Source organism: Bacteroidia bacterium, from assembly GCA_040880525.1.
GTDB lineage: Bacteria > Bacteroidota > Bacteroidia > CAILMK01 > JBBDIG01 > JBBDIG01.
The window spans coordinates 1-18,327 of the sequence record JBBDIG010000002.1; the positions used below are offsets into that span (position 1 = coordinate 1).

Below are 18,327 nucleotides of genomic sequence, written 5' to 3' on the forward strand. Positions count from 1 at the left end.
CCGACAGCGGCCTCACCTGCACCTCGCTGCACACCTACCGCATCGAGGCCGTGGCCGATTCAACAGTGGCGCTGGTTTCCAGTTCCAATACCGCCACCGAACGTGCGCTCGATACCCGCTCTCCCGCAACGCCCGTGCTGGTTTCGGCTTCTGTTGACCAGCCTAATGAAACCGTGGAACTTCTCTGGCAGCCCTCGCCCGCTGCGGACGTGGCGGCTTACCAAATCTGGCAGAAGCCAATTGGTATTTCCGATCCAACGGTCGTGGCCACACTCCCAGGTTCCGCGCGCGATTTTGTCGTCCGCCTGCCCGGAATCACGCAACGCTGGTGCTTTCTCGTCACCGCCCAAGACTCTTGCGGCAACAACAGTCCGCTCTCCAACCCCGGCTGCATCATCATGCCCGAAGTCGCTGCCGCAGACGGCCAGAACCTACTCCAGTGGCAGGATTACGAGCAATGGCCCGCCACCGGCCACTTCGAGATTTACCGCAGTGCCGACAGCGCCTCGTGGCAGTTCGTCACCTCAACTCCCAACCTCAGTTTTACCGACAGCGACCTGCCGGAAGACCTGCCCGCCTTCTGCTATCAGGTTATCGCCCACCGCTCCGACAGCTTCGCCCGCAGCCACTCCATCGTAGTCTGCACCCGCCAGGCCCCCAAACTCTGGATACCCAACGCCTTCTCGCCCGGCCAGGCAGACGGCATCAACGACAGCTTCGGCCCCGCTGGCGCCTGGATCAAGTCCTACTCCATGCGCATCTTCAACCGCTGGGGCGAACTCGTCTACACCACCGAAACCTCCCAACCCTGGAATGGCGCTAATGCTCCGGCTGGCGTCTACCTCTACCGCATCACTGTGAATGGATTTGACGGTGAGGTGCTGAGGGAGGTGGGGACTGTGACGGTGGTGGAGTAGAATCATCCTTTTAGGATTGGGATGAAGAGAAAAGAACAGTGATTAGTGAACAGTGATTAGTGATGGTGTTCGGTCCTTTTGAGAAGTAGGCAGGGAACCCTTCAGCACTTAACCTTTTGGTGTTCTTACCCCTGTAAGTATTGTTTGGAATTTAATACCAAAATGCGCTGCCGGTCGGGGTTTCTTTGACCTATCCAAATATATCTGCAATGTGGCCTCATACACGAGAAAAAACAAAGGAAAAGCACTCAATAATCAGCAACACTGACTATGAGCTGAACTTTTACAAGGAACTGTATTATAAGGAAGGAGAGCGAAAGAGCAGCCTTGATTCTTCGGTTTACATGCCGCTGGCCCTCATCTTAGCCTTGAGCGTGAGTGCCTGCCTGCTCCTCTCCTATTATGACTTTACGGCCAACCTGGTACTGATGTTATATTTTATCTTTTTCTACACAGTTTCTGCTATTCTTCTGGCTATTTCTATTTATAAAGTGCTGGTGTTGTACAACAATTTGCATGGTGGCCATGCTTATCGTTTCCTGCCTTTCCCCAGCGAATTGCACCAGTATCATGAGGAACTGATCAGCTATTATGAAGGATATCAAAATGGAAAAGAAAAAGCTAATGAAGAATTCCAGGCATATCTTAAACAGCGGTTTATTGATACCACCGACCATAACTCAATGGTAAATGATGACCGGGCATTAACCCTATACGGTGCAAAAAAATACATTATTCTGTGTTTCCTGATGTTGAGCCTTGCAGTAGGAATGCACGGCATTAACTACTTTGCTAAAGCGGAAAACAGACCCAATATTTCCCGCATTTTTTAAAAATATTAAAATAATGAAACAACGGTTAACAGAGAAGCCCACACCGCCAAAAGTGCGGATTATGAAAGAAGGTAAAAGGAAGCCTTTTCCTGCGACTTTAAAATAATTCCGGACTTAAATAAAATCTTAATATTAAATAAAAGAGCTCAGGTTTTAAATTAAAAACCTGGTCTTTTATTGTTATGAAATCATATCGAAGCCAGTATACTGAGCCAGGGCTTTGGGTAATTTAATTCCGTTAGCGGTCTGGTTGTTTTCAAGCAATGCAGCCACGATCCGTGGAAACGCAAGGGCGCTGCCATTCAGGGTATGGGCCAGGTCGGTTTTGCCTCCGCTGGTTTTATAGCGCAGCTTAAGCCGGTTGCTCTGGAAGGTTTCGAAATTTGAAACTGAGCTTACTTCCAGCCATTTTTGCTGCCCCGCAGACCAAACCTCCATATCATAAGTAAGCGCGGCTGCAAAGCCAAGATCGCCCGCGCAAAGCTTGGCCACTCGATATGGAAGTTCCAGCGCCTGAAGCAAACTTTCCACATATTCCACCATTTCCTCCAGCACCTGGTAGGAATCTTCAGGCTTTTCAATTCTTACGATTTCCACTTTGTCAAATTGATGCAGCCGGTTGAGGCCGCGCACATCTTTTCCATAGCTTCCGGCTTCCCGTCTGAAACAAGGCGTGTAAGCCGTTAGCTTCACCGGAAAATCACTTTCCTTCAGGATCACATCGCGGTAAATATTGGTAACAGGCACTTCAGCGGTAGGAATCAGATAGAGCTGGTCATTCTGCACATGATACATTTGGCCCTCTTTGTCAGGAAGCTGGCCGGTGCCATATCCGGTTTCTGCATTGATGAGGATAGGTGGCTGCACTTCGAGATAGCCGGCTTCCGTAGCCCGGTCAAGAAAAAAATTGACCAGTGCCCGCTGTAGCCTGGCACCTTTTCCCTTATAAAGCGGAAATCCTGATCCGGTTATTTTTACGCCTGCCTCGAAATCAATTAGGTCATATTTGCTGGTAAGATCCCAATGGGGTACAGCATCAGCCGAAAGCTGCAGTTTTTCTCCCCACTCACGGAGGATCTCATTATCTTCAGCAGCAGCGCCTGCAGGAACGCTGGCATGGGGAGCGTTCGGAATGCTCAACAATAGTTGGTGCAGTTCCGCTTCCGTTTCCTGCAGTACTTCGAAAAGCTCCTTTGACCGCTGTTTCAGTTCACCCGTTTCATTCTTCAGTTTCTCTGCTTCCGCTCCTTTTCCTTCGCTATATAGCTTTCCTATATCTGTAGCAATTTTTTTTGAACGGCTAAGGGTATCTTCATGGTCCTGCTTTAATTGCCGGATTTTCTTATCCAGTTCCACCACTTTTGCAATGCTTACCTTCCCTGGAAAATTTCGTTTCTCAAGGGCTGCGGCTATTTCTTCGGATTTTACCCTGATCTGGTATAAAGATAACATGGCTTCGGGTTTTTAAATGAGGGGCAAAAATAGCAAGGCAGGAGACATCTTGGAACTCAAATTGTGTTAGTTCGGTAGATTTGACTGATGGTAATCCTCAACATGGCTTTTATACAACGCCTATTCTCTCTTAAACTGCTGCCCATTTTTGCGCTTCTGGTTCTTTTACCAGGCAGCGTTATCAGTCAGGTTCACTTCGTAGCCAACAAGAATCAGTGGCCAGAACCTTTCGCTTACAGGGCTAAAATTCCTGGCGGAATGTTCTACCTCTCGCAGAACCGCTTCATTTATTGTTTGACAGATTTTGAAAAAATTCATGATATACACCACGGAAGCGCTACCGATGGAAAAGTAAGCCATCATGCTGTGCAAGTGAATTTTGAAGGCGCCAATGCTCAACCTGTAATTACCGAATCGGATCCTACCTCTTTTTACTATAATTACTTTTTAGAAAAAAATCCGGAAACATGGGTTTCGCGGCTTTATGGCTATCAAACCCTGGTTGTAAAAGATATTTATCCTAAAGTGGATTTGGAGCTTTTAGGAAAAAATGACGGTTTGAAATATAACTTTATCGTACATCCCGGAGGCAACCCGGCTTCAATAAAAATGGCTTATTCAGGAGCAGATGATCTTAATCTTGAAAACGGTGAACTGGTAATCCAGACTTCACTTGGAAAGCTTAAAGAATCAGCTCCTGAGGCATGGCAGATCAGCAATGGAAAGAAAAAGACAGTATCCGTAAAATGGCAGCTTGAAGGCAATCAGGTTGGTTTTTCATTCGCTGAAGGATATGATCCCAACCTCCTGCTGTATATAGATCCCGAAGTGATTTTTTCCACGTATTCAGGCTCCAATGCTGATAACTTCGGCTACACCGCCACCTTTGATCAGCAGGGCAATGCTTATTCAGGAGGAACAGCCTTCGGGCCGCAATTTCCTGCCACCACCGGTGCATTTGAAACCACATTCCAGGGTGGCGTTCCGGAACCTGTTTCCACCGGCTTTGGAGAGGACAGGGATGTCGGCATCCTGAAATATTCCCCGGATGGCACACAATTGCTGTTTGCCACCTATCTGGGTGGTTCACATAACGAAGACCCGCACAGCATGGTGGTGAATAACAAAAATGAACTGATCGTTTTCGGAAATACGGGATCGCCTGATTTTCCGGTTACACCCTCAGCTTACGATACCAGTTTCAATGGTGCGCATGATATTTATGTGGTTAAGTTTTCAGAAGATGGCACAAATCTCCTGGCCGGAACTTATGTTGGCGGAGCAGGTGAAGACGGTCTTAATCATAAATATGATTCAGCAGGATTGAACCTAATTCCACTGAAACAGAACTATGGTGATGACTTCAGAGGAGAAGTGATTGCAGATACTGACAATTCCGTTTTCGTGGCGACATGTACTCAGTCTGAAGATTTTCCGGTTAGCTCAAACGCCTTTCAACCGGCTTTTGGCGGTGATAATCAGGATGGCTGTATTTTCAAACTTAGTGATGATCTCTCTTCCCTGCTATGGAGTTCTTTTCTTGGCGGAGAAGGAGATGATGCAGCTTTCGGAATCACGGTTTCGGAAGATCATAGTGTTTACGTTTGTGGAGGAACGGAAAGTTCGTCTCTTTTCCAGGTTACTTCGGCCTATCAGGATGCGAATAGAGGGGGCGAGGCCGATGCCTTTGTTTGCCATATTGACGCAGATGGAACGTCCATTTTACACGGTACTTTTTTAGGAACATCGAGTTATGATCAGGCATATTTTATTCAGCAGGATATATCCGGTAATATCTATATTGCCGGACAGACAGATGGCCCCGGAGCATTTCCGGTTCATAATACCCAATATATTGACGACAACAGCGGCCAGTTCATCACCAAGATAAATGGCTCGCTGACGGACATTATCTACTCTACCTTGTTTGGCAATGGAAGCGGAAAAGCCCTTCTTTCGCCATCCGCATTTTTGGTGGATAAATGTGAACGGCTATATTTTTCAGGCTGGGGTGGTAACACCAATAGTCCACCCTTCGGGCCAGGGGGTGATATAAGTGGCCTTCGTCTCACGGATGATGCTTTTCAAAAGTCTACTGACGGTTCTGACTTTTACCTCGCTGTGTGGTCGCGGGAAATGGAAAGCCTGCTCTATGCTACTTACTGGGGCAGCCCAAACAGCGATGAACATGTGGATGGCGGCACAAGCAGGTTTGATAAGAATGCCATTGTTTACCAGTCCGTGTGTGCAGGATGCGGTGGTGATGACAATTTCCCCACAACGCCCGGGGTATGGTCAAATACCAATAACAGCAGCAATTGCAACAACGCGATCTTTAAGATTGACCTTGAAATACCGCTTCCGGATTTTACCTGGAGCTTAGACTCCTGCGTATTTGAATATACATTTGAGGATATTTCCGGATCAGAATCTGATAAATACTGGATATTCCCTGATGGCTCCACCAGCGAAGAGGATAATCCCGGGTATTTCTTCACTGAACCGGGTTCTTATCCTGTGAGCCTCATACTGAATAAGGGCACAGCTTGCGAGGATACCGTTACGCTGAATGTGGTAGTTGTGGAAGATTCATATGAAGAGATCTTCGTTCCCAATGTTTTTACGCCCAATGCCGGAGATGATCTTAACAGTTATTTTACCGTGAAGGGAATCAATTACAGTTGCGAGGATATAGACCTTTCCATTTTCAATCGCTGGGGGGAGAAAGTGTATGAAATACAGAACCAGGAACCCCGTTGGGACGGTACTTTTAACGGCACACCGCTACCCGAAGGAGCTTATTATTATCTTCTTAAAAGCACTCGCATTGGATCAGTGCACGGCACCATTACGCTGATCCGGTAGTATATTTATGCGTGAAATTCTTGCTTTTTGTAGATAACTCCGGTACTTAAGGTCACTCAGCAACTGAATCTCCACTCCGTGCCGTGAATTTAAAGAAAACACTTCTCATTGCCTTATCTTCAGCAAGATGAAAATTCACAATCAAATTTTTGGTAGCTTTTTTTAAATAAATAATCTATTTTTGGCATTCCAATCATTTAAAAATAAAGCTATGGAACTTAACCGCACGCACAAATTCTCTTTAGCCGCAATTGCTTCTGCGGCTATTCTTTTCAATGTTCAGTCCTGCAAAAAATATGAGGATGGGCCAAGGATCAGCCTCAAAAGCAAGAAAGCCAGGCTGGTCGGAGAATGGGAACTTGAGAAACCCATTACTTCTCCCTTCGGAGAAGTCAATATGATTATTGAATTTGAAAAGGATGGAGATTTCGAACTCCTTTTGGAAATTACTTACTCATATCCCGGCTACTCAGGGACCTACGATTACGAGGTGACCGGTGAGTGGGAATTTGAAGATAATAAAGAGAATATCGAATTGGACTTTGATGATGGTGGAGGCAAAACCGAATGGGAAATTTTGCGGCTTACCAGCAAGGAACTGTGGATAGAAGCGGAGGGTGGCGAAGAATACGAATTTGAAAAAAAATGACCTGACTGTTATTACGTGATATTTTGGAAAAAAAAAGCCTCAACATGCTGAGGCTTTTTTTATTAAGGAAAATTTACAGGAAGATTATTTTGCTTCTTTAAATTTTTTATTCACTTCATTCCAGTTTACCACGTTCCACCAGGCATTGATGTAGTCAGGGCGCTTGTTCTGGTATTTGAGATAATAGGCATGCTCCCAAACGTCCAGTCCCAGAATGGGGGTGCCATTCAAATCCACTACATCCATGAGGGGATTATCCTGATTCGGAGTGGAGCCTACTTTCAGCTTGCCACCGTCTACTACCAGCCATGCCCAGCCTGAACCAAACTGAGTGGCCGCAGCATCACTGAATTTCTTCTTAAAGTCATCAAAAGAACCAAATGCACTTTTAATGGCATCAGCCAATTCTCCCTGAGGTTCTCCGCCAGCATTGGGAGCCATAATATTCCAGAACAGCCGGTGGTTGTAAAATCCGCCACCGTTATTCCGCACAGCGGCAGGATACTTTGAGATATTGGTGAGAATGTCCTCAATTTCTTTATTCTCATTACCGGTGCCTTCCAGGGCTGCGTTCAGTTTATCAGTGTAAGCCTGGTGATGCTTCGTATGATGAATTTTCATGGTTTCACCATCAATATGCGGTTCCAGTGCATTGTAATCATAAGGTAATTTTGGAAGTTCGAAAGACATGATTTTCTTATTTTAATGTTGAAAAGAATAAATGTTTCAAGGGCTAACAATCAATTGTTGCAGTAGTTTAACTTCCGGGCACCATCTGTTTTTTTATTCAACATATAACCGTTGAATCAATATAATCGCCCTCCGGTTGGCACATTCAAATCAGGAGATAAAAGTACAGGTTCATTTTCTTCATCCGGAACGCCCAGAGTGAGAACTTCGCTCATGGCCGGTCCGATCTGCCGGGGAGGAAAATTCACCACGCAAAGCACCTGCTTTCCGATGAGCTTTTCTGCGGTATAATGGCGCGTAAGCTGCGCGCAGGATTTTTTCAGGCCGAGTGGTCCCAGGTCAATAACCAGCTTAAATGAAGGTTTCCTGGCTTCCGGAAACGGAAGGGCTTCTACAATTTGACCTACCCTGATATCCACTTTCAGAAAATCATTAAATTCAATTTCCTTTGTCATTAATGATGCAGGCGTTTGTGCAGTTCAACGTATAAAACTCCCTCTTTCATAGAATAATCAGAAAATATCATGGTCTTAATTCCGGCCTTCCTCACCACGTAATCCGTAGTGATAAGTGCTGCAGAGATCATATCTGCCCGGAAGGCTACCATTCCCGGAATTTCAATGATCTCTTTGTGCGTACTGGAAAGAATCTTATTGTAGATGGCTTGAAAATGTTCCATGTCAATAGCGTGGGTAACCGGAATATCAACCAGTCCGTAACGAATTCTGTCAACCTGGGCTAAAGTTTCGAAGGAACCCGCAGCCCCGGCCAATGTGTCTATATTATATTCCTTCGTTTTTTCAAATAATTCTCCAAGTTCGTCATCCAGGAATTTACATATTAATTCCACCTGCTGTTTTGAAACAGGCGCTTTCAAACTAAATTTCTCTTTGAGACGGGCGGCACCTGTTTCGTAGCTTCTTTTCCAGAATATGTCGGTGTCGTTAGCAATGATGAATTCCACGCTACCGCCACCAATATCCATGATGAGTGCCGGTTTCTTTTCAAATGCCACAGCCTGCCGAACCCCGTGCGCAATATATTCTGCCTCTTTATCACCCGAAATCACGCGAATCTCTGCGTCAAGAACTTCCTCAGCCCTTGCTATAAAACTGTCGGAATTAGTGGCCTCCCTGAGCATGGAAGTACCTATCGCAATGAACGCAGCACCTGGATATCGGTTGAGGACGCGTTTCACTTTTTCTATGGTTTGGAGCCCCCGTTTAATTCCGCCTTCCGTGATGAGGTTGTTCATCATCCCACCTTCACCCAGCTTTACTGCAGCCTGAAGACGTTCCACCACCTCAAATCCTAAATCGGGCAGTTCTCTCACTACCAATAAATGAAAGGTGTTGGTGCCAAGATCAAGAATTGCTACATACTTCGCCATTTGATGCTTTATTGAAGGCGGGCAAAGATATAAGAATTGCAAAACGATGAACCTTTGAGCCGAACAAGAGCCCGCTGGTGGCGTTCATTGGTCGGCATTTCATGGTTCTCTAATTTTTTAAATATATGTCCGGAGGTTCTTCTAAAAATCGCAAATGGGGTATTGCACTGCTTGTTTTGATTCTTTTGGCAGTTGGTGTGGGAATAGTGGCAGGGTGGCTCAAAAGTGTGGATTTAAATGCCGAAATAAAGCCTACAGTGGATTCGGTTTATGTTGAAATACGGGAAGATTCGCCTGAGATGGCGACCCTGCGCTTTTATGTATCATTAAATAATTTTCTGCCTTTCGATGTGCAGTTCGACAGCATTAAATACGAAATTATAATGAACGATACACTGCTTGCGGCTGGGCAACAATTGGATGAGATCATGCTGGAATCAAATGACAGAACTTCGGTTCCAGTTCCTTTACGTTTGAGCCTTGCACAATATGAGGAGGCAAAACGACCCGAAGGAAATGCTGTAAGGGTGCGATTTCACCTTTTCACAAAATTTCCAATCATTGGAACGCGCGAACTGGAATTTGGCACCTCCCGGGATTTTAATATGTCAAACGAACCTGCTCTTGCCATACATTCAGCGGATATTGACTTGCTGGGAGAAGAAGAGAAGGTAGCCGATATAGCATTGCAACTAAACCTGCTTAAGGACCTTCCAGGCGATACAGAGATTGACAGTCTTGAAATGAGGCTACAATCTGATGAACTGGAATTCCTTGTGGTAGAAAAACAAAAGGAGGTCAAACTTGGAGAAAAAGGCCAGGAAGTGATTGTTCCTGCTGCTTTGCACCTGACTAAATTCAGGGCGTTGCTAAAAAGTAAAGAAGACCAGGACAGCATGTGGGTGAACCTCGCTGGCTACGCTGCACTAAAGATGCAGAACAAATTATTAGTGCGCTTTAATATTGACAGGCGCATCCGGGTGCTGCGGCCTCCAGAGATAACGCTTGATAGCTGGAAGCTGACAAAATTCGCTTTCGATACAACTGAAATCATGCTCACGCTCCAGGTAGTGAATGAGAACAATTTTGGCCTGACCATTCACAGGGTTAGCTATCGCCTGGATGTGAAAGATGAATTGATGGCAGAGGAAACCGCAACGCAAAAACAACGGGTGGATGGTCACGACCTTGCATTTCTGGAATTACCGGTAAATATAAAACCGGCAAGGGCCGGATGGACCAGCCTGAAAGTGCTGCTGGGTTCAAAACCTGATTATAAATTCTGGGCAACACTCAGTGTTACCTCTGATGTAGAGGCTGTAGGCGATCTTACCTTAAGGCTCAGACGCGAAGGAACCATTGATATTAAAAAGATTAAGAACAAATAAGTAAAAAGCCCAGCCACATTACTGTGGAAGGGCTTCTATTTATATAAATCCTGGGGCCGTTTTAATTGGCCATTTCCGAGATAAATTTAATGTGCATCAACTGGATTTCTTCGAGTGTATAAACATCTGTTCCCAAATCCTGCAATGCCTTTTCAAGAGAGCTGCTTTCTGAAGTACGGAAATAATCGAAAACCTCTTCCTGATACTCTTCATCCAGGATATCATTAATATAGTAATCCAAATTCAGCTTTGTACCGGAATAAACGATGTTCTCAATTTCTTCCATCAATTCCACCATGGTCATCCCCTTGGAGCGTGCAATGTCATCAAGGTTCATCTTCTTATCAATATTCTGAATGATATAAACTTTGTTCGCGGATTTATTGGGAACCGATTTTACAACAAAGTCATCTGGCCGGTCAATGTCATTTTCTTCCACATAGTTGCTGATCACTTCCAGGAATTTGGTTCCGTATTTAGCAGCTTTGCCGACACTCACTCCTACGATCTGTGAAAGCTCCTTCTGAGAAATAGGATATTTGATCGCCATTTCCTCCAATGAAGGATCCTGGAACACGATATATGGCGGAACTTTCTTGTCTTTTGCCACGATTTTCCTCACGTCCTTCAGCAGGTTGAAGAGGGTTTCATCATAGCCAATTCCACCTTCCGGCTCGTCAACCACGGGCGCATCTTCAAAATTCACATCCTCACTCATCATGAAGGTTGTGGGTTTTTTAAGGTATTTTTCACCTTCTTCAGTTAAAGACAATTTGCCGTAGCTTTCAATGTCCTTTTTCAGATAGCCTTCCAGCGTGGCGTGCCTTACGATGGATCTCCAGAAGTTCCGGTCCTTTCCTTCTCCCTCTCCAAAAAGTTCCAGTTCATCATTGCGTCTCTTTATGATCTGATCAGACTTCTCTCCTCTCAGGAAATCAATGATATGATCAGGCTGGAATTGATCTTCAAGCATTTTGACGGATTGAAGCACAAGCTTCATCTCTTTCTTGGCATCAAACCTTTCTCTTGGATTACGGCAATTGTCGCACATCTTGTGGCAATCGTCAGCATCAAACTCCTCCCCGAAATAATGCAGGAGCGCCTTTCTGCGGCAAGCACTGCTTTCAGAAAAGGATGCCATTTCATTCAGGAGTAGCGTCCCTACTTCCCGTTCTGCGACCGGTTTATCTTTAAGAAATTTTTCCAGCTTTGACAGATCCGCATTATTGTAATACAGCACGCACTCGCAGATGATACCATCGCGGCCTCCGCGCCCGGTTTCCTGATAATAGCTTTCCAGGCTTTTGGGTACATCGAAGTGGACCACGAAACGTACGTCCGGTTTGTCTATTCCCATTCCGAAGGCAATGGTCGCCACGATCACGTCCACATCTTCCATGAGGAACCGGTCCTGATGGCGGGTACGCGTACTGGCATCCATACCGGCATGATAGGGAAGCGCATTGATCCCATTGATCTTCAGGGTCTCGGCCAATTCCTCCACGGTTTTCCGGCTCAGGCAGTATACGATCGCAGATTTCCCTTTATTTTTTGAAAGAATAGAAGTCAGTTCTTTTACCGCTTGCTGCCGGGTAGGTTTGGGCCTGACGGTATAATAGAGATTGGGGCGATTAAAAGATGCATAAAATACATTGGCATTCTGCATCTTCAAATTTTTCAGAATGTCCTCCTGCACTTTGGGAGTGGCTGATGCCGTGAGAGCAATGACCGGAGCACCACCAATAGCATCCACTATTTGCCTGATCCTTCTGTATTCAGGCCTGAAGTCATGGCCCCACTCAGAAATACAATGGGCTTCATCCACCGCTACAAATGGAACCTTGACCTGATTAATAAAATTTACCGTTTCTTCCTTTGTGAGTGATTCAGGAGCGATATACAACATTTTGGTATTGCCTGATAAAACATCCTCTTTTACCTTATCTGTCTGTTTTTTCGTGAGAGACGAATTCATGAAATGCGCCACTCCGGTTTTGCTGCCAAATGCCTGAATCAGGTCTACCTGGTTTTTCATCAGGGCGATAAGCGGTGAAATGATGATGGCCGTGCCTTCGCTCATTATCGCAGGAAGCTGGTAACAAAGGCTTTTACCTCCTCCCGTAGGCATTATCACAAATGTGTCTCTGCCCGCAATAACGCTGTCAACAATTTCTTTTTGGTTGCCCTTGAAGGAATCAAATCCAAAGAAGTCTTTTAAAATATCTTCTGCCTTTTGCTCTGCTATCATTTTTTTACCTTACTTTCTTTTGTTTACAATTAATTTATTAAAGGGCTTCAAAGAGCAGTTTTTTCAAACTGGAAAACGAGGTATTTTCATGGATTGGCCCGTTTATCAAAAAACCCTCCATTCTTTGCCCAAACGGAACCACAATGAGGCATTCAAGTTAGTTAAATTTAAAATTTAAACCATAACCTTCCTGCATGAATGTTTAATAAAGAAAATTTTCGCAAACCTGCGTTCTCTTCAATTATCAGGACTTTAATATTTGGAAATTTTTTTATTGCTACAGGCGGGGCCCTGCTTGGTTTCTCAACTTTCGCGCTGCTGAAAATTTCCTTTCAAAGTACAGACGTATTTTACCTGATGCTGTTATTTGGATCCATATTATTCATATATAATTTCGATAGAATTTATTCCGCAGATACGGACATATTTACTATTCGCCACATTTGGCTTCGGAAAAATAGTCAGGTGCTCAGGACTATAATGTTCGCGTCAGTTCCTCTGATGGCTGCGGGTGCATGGTTTCTTAATACGGAAGCACTGATCGTGCTTGCGGTGCTGGCTTTCATTTCCGTAGCGTATTCCATTCCAATCGTCAAGGCAAAAACGATGAGGCTAAAGCAAATAGGTTTGCTGAAAATATTCCTGATAGCCTTTGTCTGGAGCACTTCCACCACAATAGTTCCGATATTAAATAACGATCCCGAGTTTATTAATGGTGAAGTGTTCTCCCTGTGGAGTCAGCATTTCCTGTTCATTTTTGCGCTAAGCCTGCCTTTTGATATTCGTGATCTGCATCCTGATGAATTGGCAAAAGTGAGGACTGTACCGGGCAGAATAGGCATCCGCCTCACGTTGCTGATGGCCTTGTTGATGCTCATCCTTTTCGCGGTTCTGGTGGTGCTGCAGTTCGGCCATGAATTCTTTGCTCTTGCCCTGCCGCAAATTATAGCAGCCGTTTATCTTGCTATAATTAAATGGAAGCCAAAGCGGCCAGAGCAGTATTATACCTTTTGGCTGGATGGCGGGGTGGTGGTGCTGCCGGTGTTGGTGCTCCTGTTCAGTTGGCTGGACAAGGTTTTCTAAATCAATCTTCCTACAGGGTCAAATTTGTCAAAAACCGTTTCCGTGTGCGGAGCATCCGGAAGTTCATCGGTCAGGTCCTGTCCTGCCCAATGCTCATAATGATTGCCGGTGAACCAAAGTCGGCTCCGGCTCACGTCATAAATAATCCCACGATAGGCCACCCACACTTCCTGTCTGTCCTGCCCATTTCTCAGTGCCAGTTGGGACCGGGTATAGCCCGGCAACATTTCTTCGATGTTCAAAATTATTTTTCGCTATTGCGACACCTGATCTTTTTCGAGAAAGCCGCAATGCATAAGCAATCCCAGGATTTGAACGGCATTGGTAGCAGCCCCTTTGCGAATGTTGTCCGCCACGATCCATAGGTTGATCGCGTTTTCGTTACTGAGATCGGCCCGGATGCGACCCACAAAAACTTCATTCTGGTCTTTGGCCAGCAGCGGCATTGGATAAAGGTTTTTTCCGGGATCATCCTGTACGATCACTCCTGCAGACTGGCTGAGAATTTCCCGTATTTCATCAACATCAGGCTTATTTTCAAATTCAATATTTACACTCTCAGAATGTCCGCCCTGAACAGGAACGCGTACAGCAGTCGCAGACAGTTTCAGAGCGGGAAGTTTCAGGATCTTGCGGCTTTCATTCATCAGTTTCATTTCTTCGCGGGTGTAGCCATTCTCAGTAAACGCATCGCAATGGGGCAGGCAGTTTTGGTCAATTGTATGAGGATACGCTTTTTTCCCTTCTGTGCCGGTGCGCTCATCCATCATTTGGCCAATCCCCTTGTTGCCGCTGCCCGACACAGACTGATAAGTGGAAACCAGCACTCGTTTTATTCCATACCTTTCGTGCAACGGATTCAGCACCATAACGAGTTGAATGGTAGAGCAGTTAGGATTGGCAATGATCTTATCTTCGGGAGTCAAATCAAAACCATTGATCTCCGGCACAATAAGTTTTATTTCAGGATGCATTCTCCATGCTGATGAATTGTCAATCACCTTAACGCCCGCATCTGCAAATTTCTCAGCCCACTCCATTGAAATATCTCCACCAGCCGAAAACAAGGCAGCATCAGGTTTCCTGTTAAGAACTTCGCCAATCGTTTCCAGGATCAGCTCACGGCCCTGAAAAGTAATTTTTGAGCCCTTTGATCTTTCAGATGCTGCCAGGTAAAGTTCATCTACCGGCAATCCTGATTCATCCAGCACCTGCATCATTTTACGTCCTACCAGTCCGGTAGCACCAATTATTGCGATTTTCATCACTCAGAAAATTTTAGAATTCAAACGTAATTGCAAAGGTAGGACGATGCACGGCCAATTCCAGAGGAAGCGAAAACGCCAGGAAGAAGGTTCAGGATAACCTTCAACATTCTCAAAATCACAGGAATGATCTTTCAAAAGAAAAAATTTTATACTTTTCGCTTATGAAGCATTTTATACTACCCGCCATCCTGTTATTAAACATTTCCGTATTTGCTCAAATAACAGATTCTTTTACCGATGAAAATTTTACATCCAACCCTGCCTGGACCGGAGATGTAGCCAATTTCCAAGTGAATAACGAGAAGCGGCTGCAACTGTCTTCCTCCGGTTCAGGCAGCTCCTTTCTTGCTACGCCCAGCACTCTGATTGACAGCATAGAGTGGAACTTCTGGCTGAATCTGAATTTTTCTCCTTCCAATCAAAACAATGTGAGTATTTATCTGGTAAGCGATCAGCAGGATCTGAAGTCCGGCCTGAACGGATATCTTATAAAGATCGGGGAAAACGGAAGCAATGACGCAATTGACCTGGTACGGCAGGATGGCAATACTTTCACCACAATTATTCACGGAGCCGATGGCCGGGCTGCGGGGAGCAGCAATGAACTGCGGATAAAAGTAGTCCGCGACCATTTGGGAAACTGGGAACTCTTCTCGGATACCACCGGAACAATAGCCTACGTAAAGGAAGGAGACGCATTAGACAATACCTATACTTCCACGGCATGGTTTGGCTGGGTGTGCGATTACACAACTTCAAACGCCACAAAATTTTATCTTGATGAAGTTTATGCCGGGCCGGAGCGAATTGATAAGGATGCACCAGAAATTCTTAGCGCTGTTGCCCGGAATGCTACAACCATCCTTGCTCATTTCTCTGAGCAGTTGGATCCGGCCACAGTTACTGCGACCAACTTTCGGATTCCGGGTAACGGCTCCGCAACTTCAGCCTCACTGGAAACTGACGGAACAGGTGTAGAACTTCAATTTCCCCAGCCGCTTGTAAATAAAAATTCTTACGAACTAATTGTCAATGGAATAAAGGATTTATCCGGTAATATTCTATCTGCTGATACAGCCACATTTTTCTTTTTCCTTCCGGAACCGGGTGATATCGTGCTCAATGAATTGTTTCCTGATTTTACGCCAAAGATTGGACTGCCGGAGGCCGAGTTTGCGGAACTTTTCAATGCATCAGCTTTTGCCGCCAACCTCAACGGGTGGTCCATTTCTGACGGCACTTCCACTGCCAGTCTTCCTGAGATCGTTCTGCAACCGGACAGCTTTCTTATCCTTACTACAACTTCTAACGATGCTCAGTTTCAGCCTTTCGGGAGAACTGCTGGCTTGTCGGGTTTTCCTACTTTAAATAATACGGGTGATGATATTGTAATCCGGGATGCCACAGGTGAGATCATGGAGCGTATCACTTACGACACGGAATGGTACCATGACGAATCTAAAGAAGATGGAGGATGGACTCTGGAAAGAATAAATCCTTACACTTCATGTGGAGGTAATGCCAATTGGCGCGCTGCCGTGCATCCGGCTGGCGGCACACCCGGAACCATGAATTCTGTTTTAGATGCAACAAAAGATACGACTGTTCCCAGTCCGGTGTCCGTTGAAGTGCTGGATTCAATATCGCTCAGGGTTCAGTTTTCTGAAGACTTGGACAGCGCAGGTCTTGGTTCGGCTTACTTCTCGGCTGGCAGTGCTGCAATAGCTGATGCCTGGGCGCTCCAGCCTGGTTTCAATCCGGTGTATATTGTTTTCGCCCAGCCACTGGATGACGGAATTCCTTACCGGCTCTTGATCAGCGGCACTTCAGATTGCGAAGGAAATGTCCTGACCGATACCCTGGAATTTAATTTTTCCTATCATATACCCAAACCTGCTGAATTATATGATATTCTGATACATGAGATCATGTTCAAACCAGATCCTCCGGCTGGACTGCCTGAAGCAGAATATGTAGAATTATTAAACCGCTCAGATAAACCAATTTCCCTTAAAGGCTGGACATTATCTGACCCTTCAGATGAAGCCGTGCTGCCGGACTTCCTTCTGCTACCTGACAGTTTCCTGATCCTCACACAAAAGAGCACTGAAGATAAATTTCCCGGAGAGCTACCGGTTTCTGGTCTTGTCAGTTTTCCATTATTAAATAATGCAGGTGATTCTCTGGTAATCGCTGATTCCACAGGAAAAGTGGTACTTGCCGTGGCATACCAGGCTGGATGGATAAAAGACGGACTGAAAGAAGACGGAGGCTGGTCACTTGAGATGATTGATAAAGACAATCCTTGTGGCGGTAAAGAGAACTGGCGGGGATCCACAGATCCTCGTGGAGGAACGCCAGGTACTGCAAATTCCGTTGAGGACCACAACCCAGATGTTTCGGATCCCGATGTGCTGCGCATTACTGTCAGGGATTCGGTTACATTGGAAGTGATCTTTACAGAACCCATGAATCCGGAATCCTTTTCTGCGGGATCTTTTGAATTGTCACCCTACATGGGAAATCCCGTAGCCGTAGAGCCGCAGCCGGATTTATTCATTTCGCAGGTAATAACCTTCGCAACTCATCTGGAACGGAATCAAATCTATGAGCTGACTGTAACGGACGGGAGAGATTGCGCAGGCAATGAAATGGTTCAGAATACCAGCACGACCGGACTACCGGAACCGGCAGACAGCCTGGACTTGGTGTTAAACGAACTCCTTTTCAATCCACGATCTGGCGGAGTTGACTTTGTGGAATTGTACAACCGGAGCAAAAAGATCATTGACCTGAAGAGCCTTCTGGTTTCTTCTCTTGATGACGAACTTGACATTGAGGATCCCAAAGAGATCACCCTCCAGGGCTATCTGCTTTTCCCGGGAGAATATGTAGTACTGACGACCGATCCGGAAATAGTGAAGGAATACCACAACGTTCCTTACCCGCCAAAGATGCTCAGGCTCAATTCCCTCCCATCCATGCCGGATGCTGAAGGAACTGTGGTTGTGCTAAACAGGCAAGGGCTACGGATAGACCAATTCAGCTACAACCACGATATGCACTATGCCCTGCTGAAGGATGAAAATGGAGTATCACTTGAGCGTATAGATCCTGATGGCCCTTCGCAGGATGCCTCGAATTGGTTTAGTGCAGCCGCCACAGCCGCATATGCCACACCCACCTTCCGGAATTCGCAGTTCAAGCATCGCCAACCGGCCAGCAAACCCTACACAATTGATCCGCCAGTTTTTTCTCCTGACCTTGACGGATTTCAGGATTTGCTGAAAATCAGATTCAGTTTTGCCGGGCCGGGCCAGGTTATAAATGTTAATATTTATGATCTTAATGGAAGGCCAATAAAAGAACTCGCGGAAAATTTACTGGGTGGCACTGAAGGTACAATAACCTGGGACGGAGTTACGAATGACGGCAGACGCGCAGCCAAAGGCGTTTATATTCTTTATATTGAAATATTCGATTTAGATGGAAACGTGGAACGCCACAAGGAAAACGTTACACTGGCTGTGAGGGAAAATTGAAA

The 18,327-nt window shown here is 45.6% G+C and carries 14 protein-coding genes; 7 read left to right on the forward strand and 7 right to left on the reverse strand.

Annotated features, from left to right (window positions below):
* Together WD077_00230 and WD077_00235 are read left to right on the forward strand one after the other, a co-directional pair.
* On the forward strand, positions 1–917 hold a 917-nt coding region (locus WD077_00230), incomplete at its 5' end, for a gliding motility-associated C-terminal domain-containing protein (GenBank protein ID MEX0965637.1).
* A 209-nt stretch (positions 918–1,126) separates the two neighbouring features.
* A complete protein-coding gene (locus tag WD077_00235; protein ID MEX0965638.1) occupies positions 1,127–1,750 on the forward strand; it encodes a hypothetical protein in 624 nt (207 codons plus the stop codon).
* A 180-nt stretch (positions 1,751–1,930) separates the two neighbouring features.
* Here WD077_00235 and serS read toward each other — a convergent pair whose 3' ends face one another.
* Positions 1,931–3,202, reverse strand: coding sequence for a serine--tRNA ligase (gene serS / locus WD077_00240; GenBank protein ID MEX0965639.1), 1,272 nt, complete (start codon positions 3,200–3,202; stop codon positions 1,931–1,933).
* Between the two features lie 87 nt (positions 3,203–3,289).
* Between serS and WD077_00245 the strand changes: the two genes are divergently transcribed.
* Both WD077_00245 and WD077_00250 read left to right on the forward strand, forming a co-directional pair.
* The gene (locus WD077_00245; protein MEX0965640.1) at positions 3,290–6,067 is read left to right on the forward strand and encodes a gliding motility-associated C-terminal domain-containing protein; all 2,778 of its coding nucleotides are present in this window, start codon (positions 3,290–3,292) and stop codon (positions 6,065–6,067) included.
* A gap of 211 nt (positions 6,068–6,278) precedes the next feature.
* The gene (locus WD077_00250) at positions 6,279–6,716 is read left to right on the forward strand and encodes a hypothetical protein (GenBank protein MEX0965641.1); all 438 of its coding nucleotides are present in this window, start codon (positions 6,279–6,281) and stop codon (positions 6,714–6,716) included.
* Between the two features lie 84 nt (positions 6,717–6,800).
* Here the strand turns inward: WD077_00250 and WD077_00255 are convergent, their stop codons facing one another.
* From WD077_00255 to WD077_00265, 3 genes are all read right to left on the reverse strand, one after another.
* Complete coding sequence (locus WD077_00255) at positions 6,801–7,406, reverse strand: superoxide dismutase (protein ID MEX0965642.1); 606 nt, start codon at positions 7,404–7,406, stop codon at positions 6,801–6,803.
* 116 nt (positions 7,407–7,522) lie between these two features.
* The gene (locus WD077_00260) at positions 7,523–7,861 is read right to left on the reverse strand and encodes a tRNA-binding protein (GenBank protein ID MEX0965643.1); all 339 of its coding nucleotides are present in this window, start codon (positions 7,859–7,861) and stop codon (positions 7,523–7,525) included.
* Positions 7,861–8,796, reverse strand: a complete 936-nt coding sequence (locus WD077_00265) for an exopolyphosphatase (GenBank protein MEX0965644.1) — start codon at positions 8,794–8,796, stop codon at positions 7,861–7,863. The genes WD077_00260 and WD077_00265 overlap by 1 nt, the downstream gene beginning before the upstream one ends.
* A 125-nt stretch (positions 8,797–8,921) precedes the next feature.
* Between WD077_00265 and WD077_00270 the strand changes: the two genes are divergently transcribed.
* Positions 8,922–10,184 (forward strand): LEA type 2 family protein, encoded by a 1,263-nt coding sequence (locus WD077_00270; GenBank protein MEX0965645.1) that lies wholly within the window; start codon positions 8,922–8,924, stop codon positions 10,182–10,184.
* Between the two features lie 61 nt (positions 10,185–10,245).
* Here WD077_00270 and recQ read toward each other — a convergent pair whose 3' ends face one another.
* Positions 10,246–12,432, reverse strand: a complete 2,187-nt coding sequence (gene recQ / locus WD077_00275; protein ID MEX0965646.1) for a DNA helicase RecQ — start codon at positions 12,430–12,432, stop codon at positions 10,246–10,248.
* 198 nt (positions 12,433–12,630) lie between these two features.
* Between recQ and WD077_00280 the strand changes: the two genes are divergently transcribed.
* A complete protein-coding gene (locus WD077_00280; GenBank protein MEX0965647.1) occupies positions 12,631–13,515 on the forward strand; it encodes a UbiA family prenyltransferase in 885 nt (294 codons plus the stop codon).
* Here WD077_00280 and WD077_00285 read toward each other — a convergent pair.
* Both WD077_00285 and WD077_00290 read right to left on the reverse strand, forming a co-directional pair.
* Complete coding sequence (locus WD077_00285; GenBank protein ID MEX0965648.1) at positions 13,512–13,742, reverse strand: cytochrome b5 domain-containing protein; 231 nt, start codon at positions 13,740–13,742, stop codon at positions 13,512–13,514. The genes WD077_00280 and WD077_00285 overlap by 4 nt on opposite strands.
* 27 nt (positions 13,743–13,769) lie before the next feature.
* The gene (locus WD077_00290; protein ID MEX0965649.1) at positions 13,770–14,780 is read right to left on the reverse strand and encodes an aspartate-semialdehyde dehydrogenase; all 1,011 of its coding nucleotides are present in this window, start codon (positions 14,778–14,780) and stop codon (positions 13,770–13,772) included.
* A 164-nt stretch (positions 14,781–14,944) separates the two neighbouring features.
* On the opposite strand from WD077_00290, the gene WD077_00295 reads away from it, so the two are divergent.
* Positions 14,945–18,325 carry a lamin tail domain-containing protein gene (locus tag WD077_00295; GenBank protein ID MEX0965650.1) on the forward strand — a complete coding sequence of 1,127 codons (3,381 nt, stop codon included), beginning with the start codon at positions 14,945–14,947 and terminating at the stop codon, positions 18,323–18,325.
* Positions 18,326–18,327 lie beyond the last annotated feature (2 nt).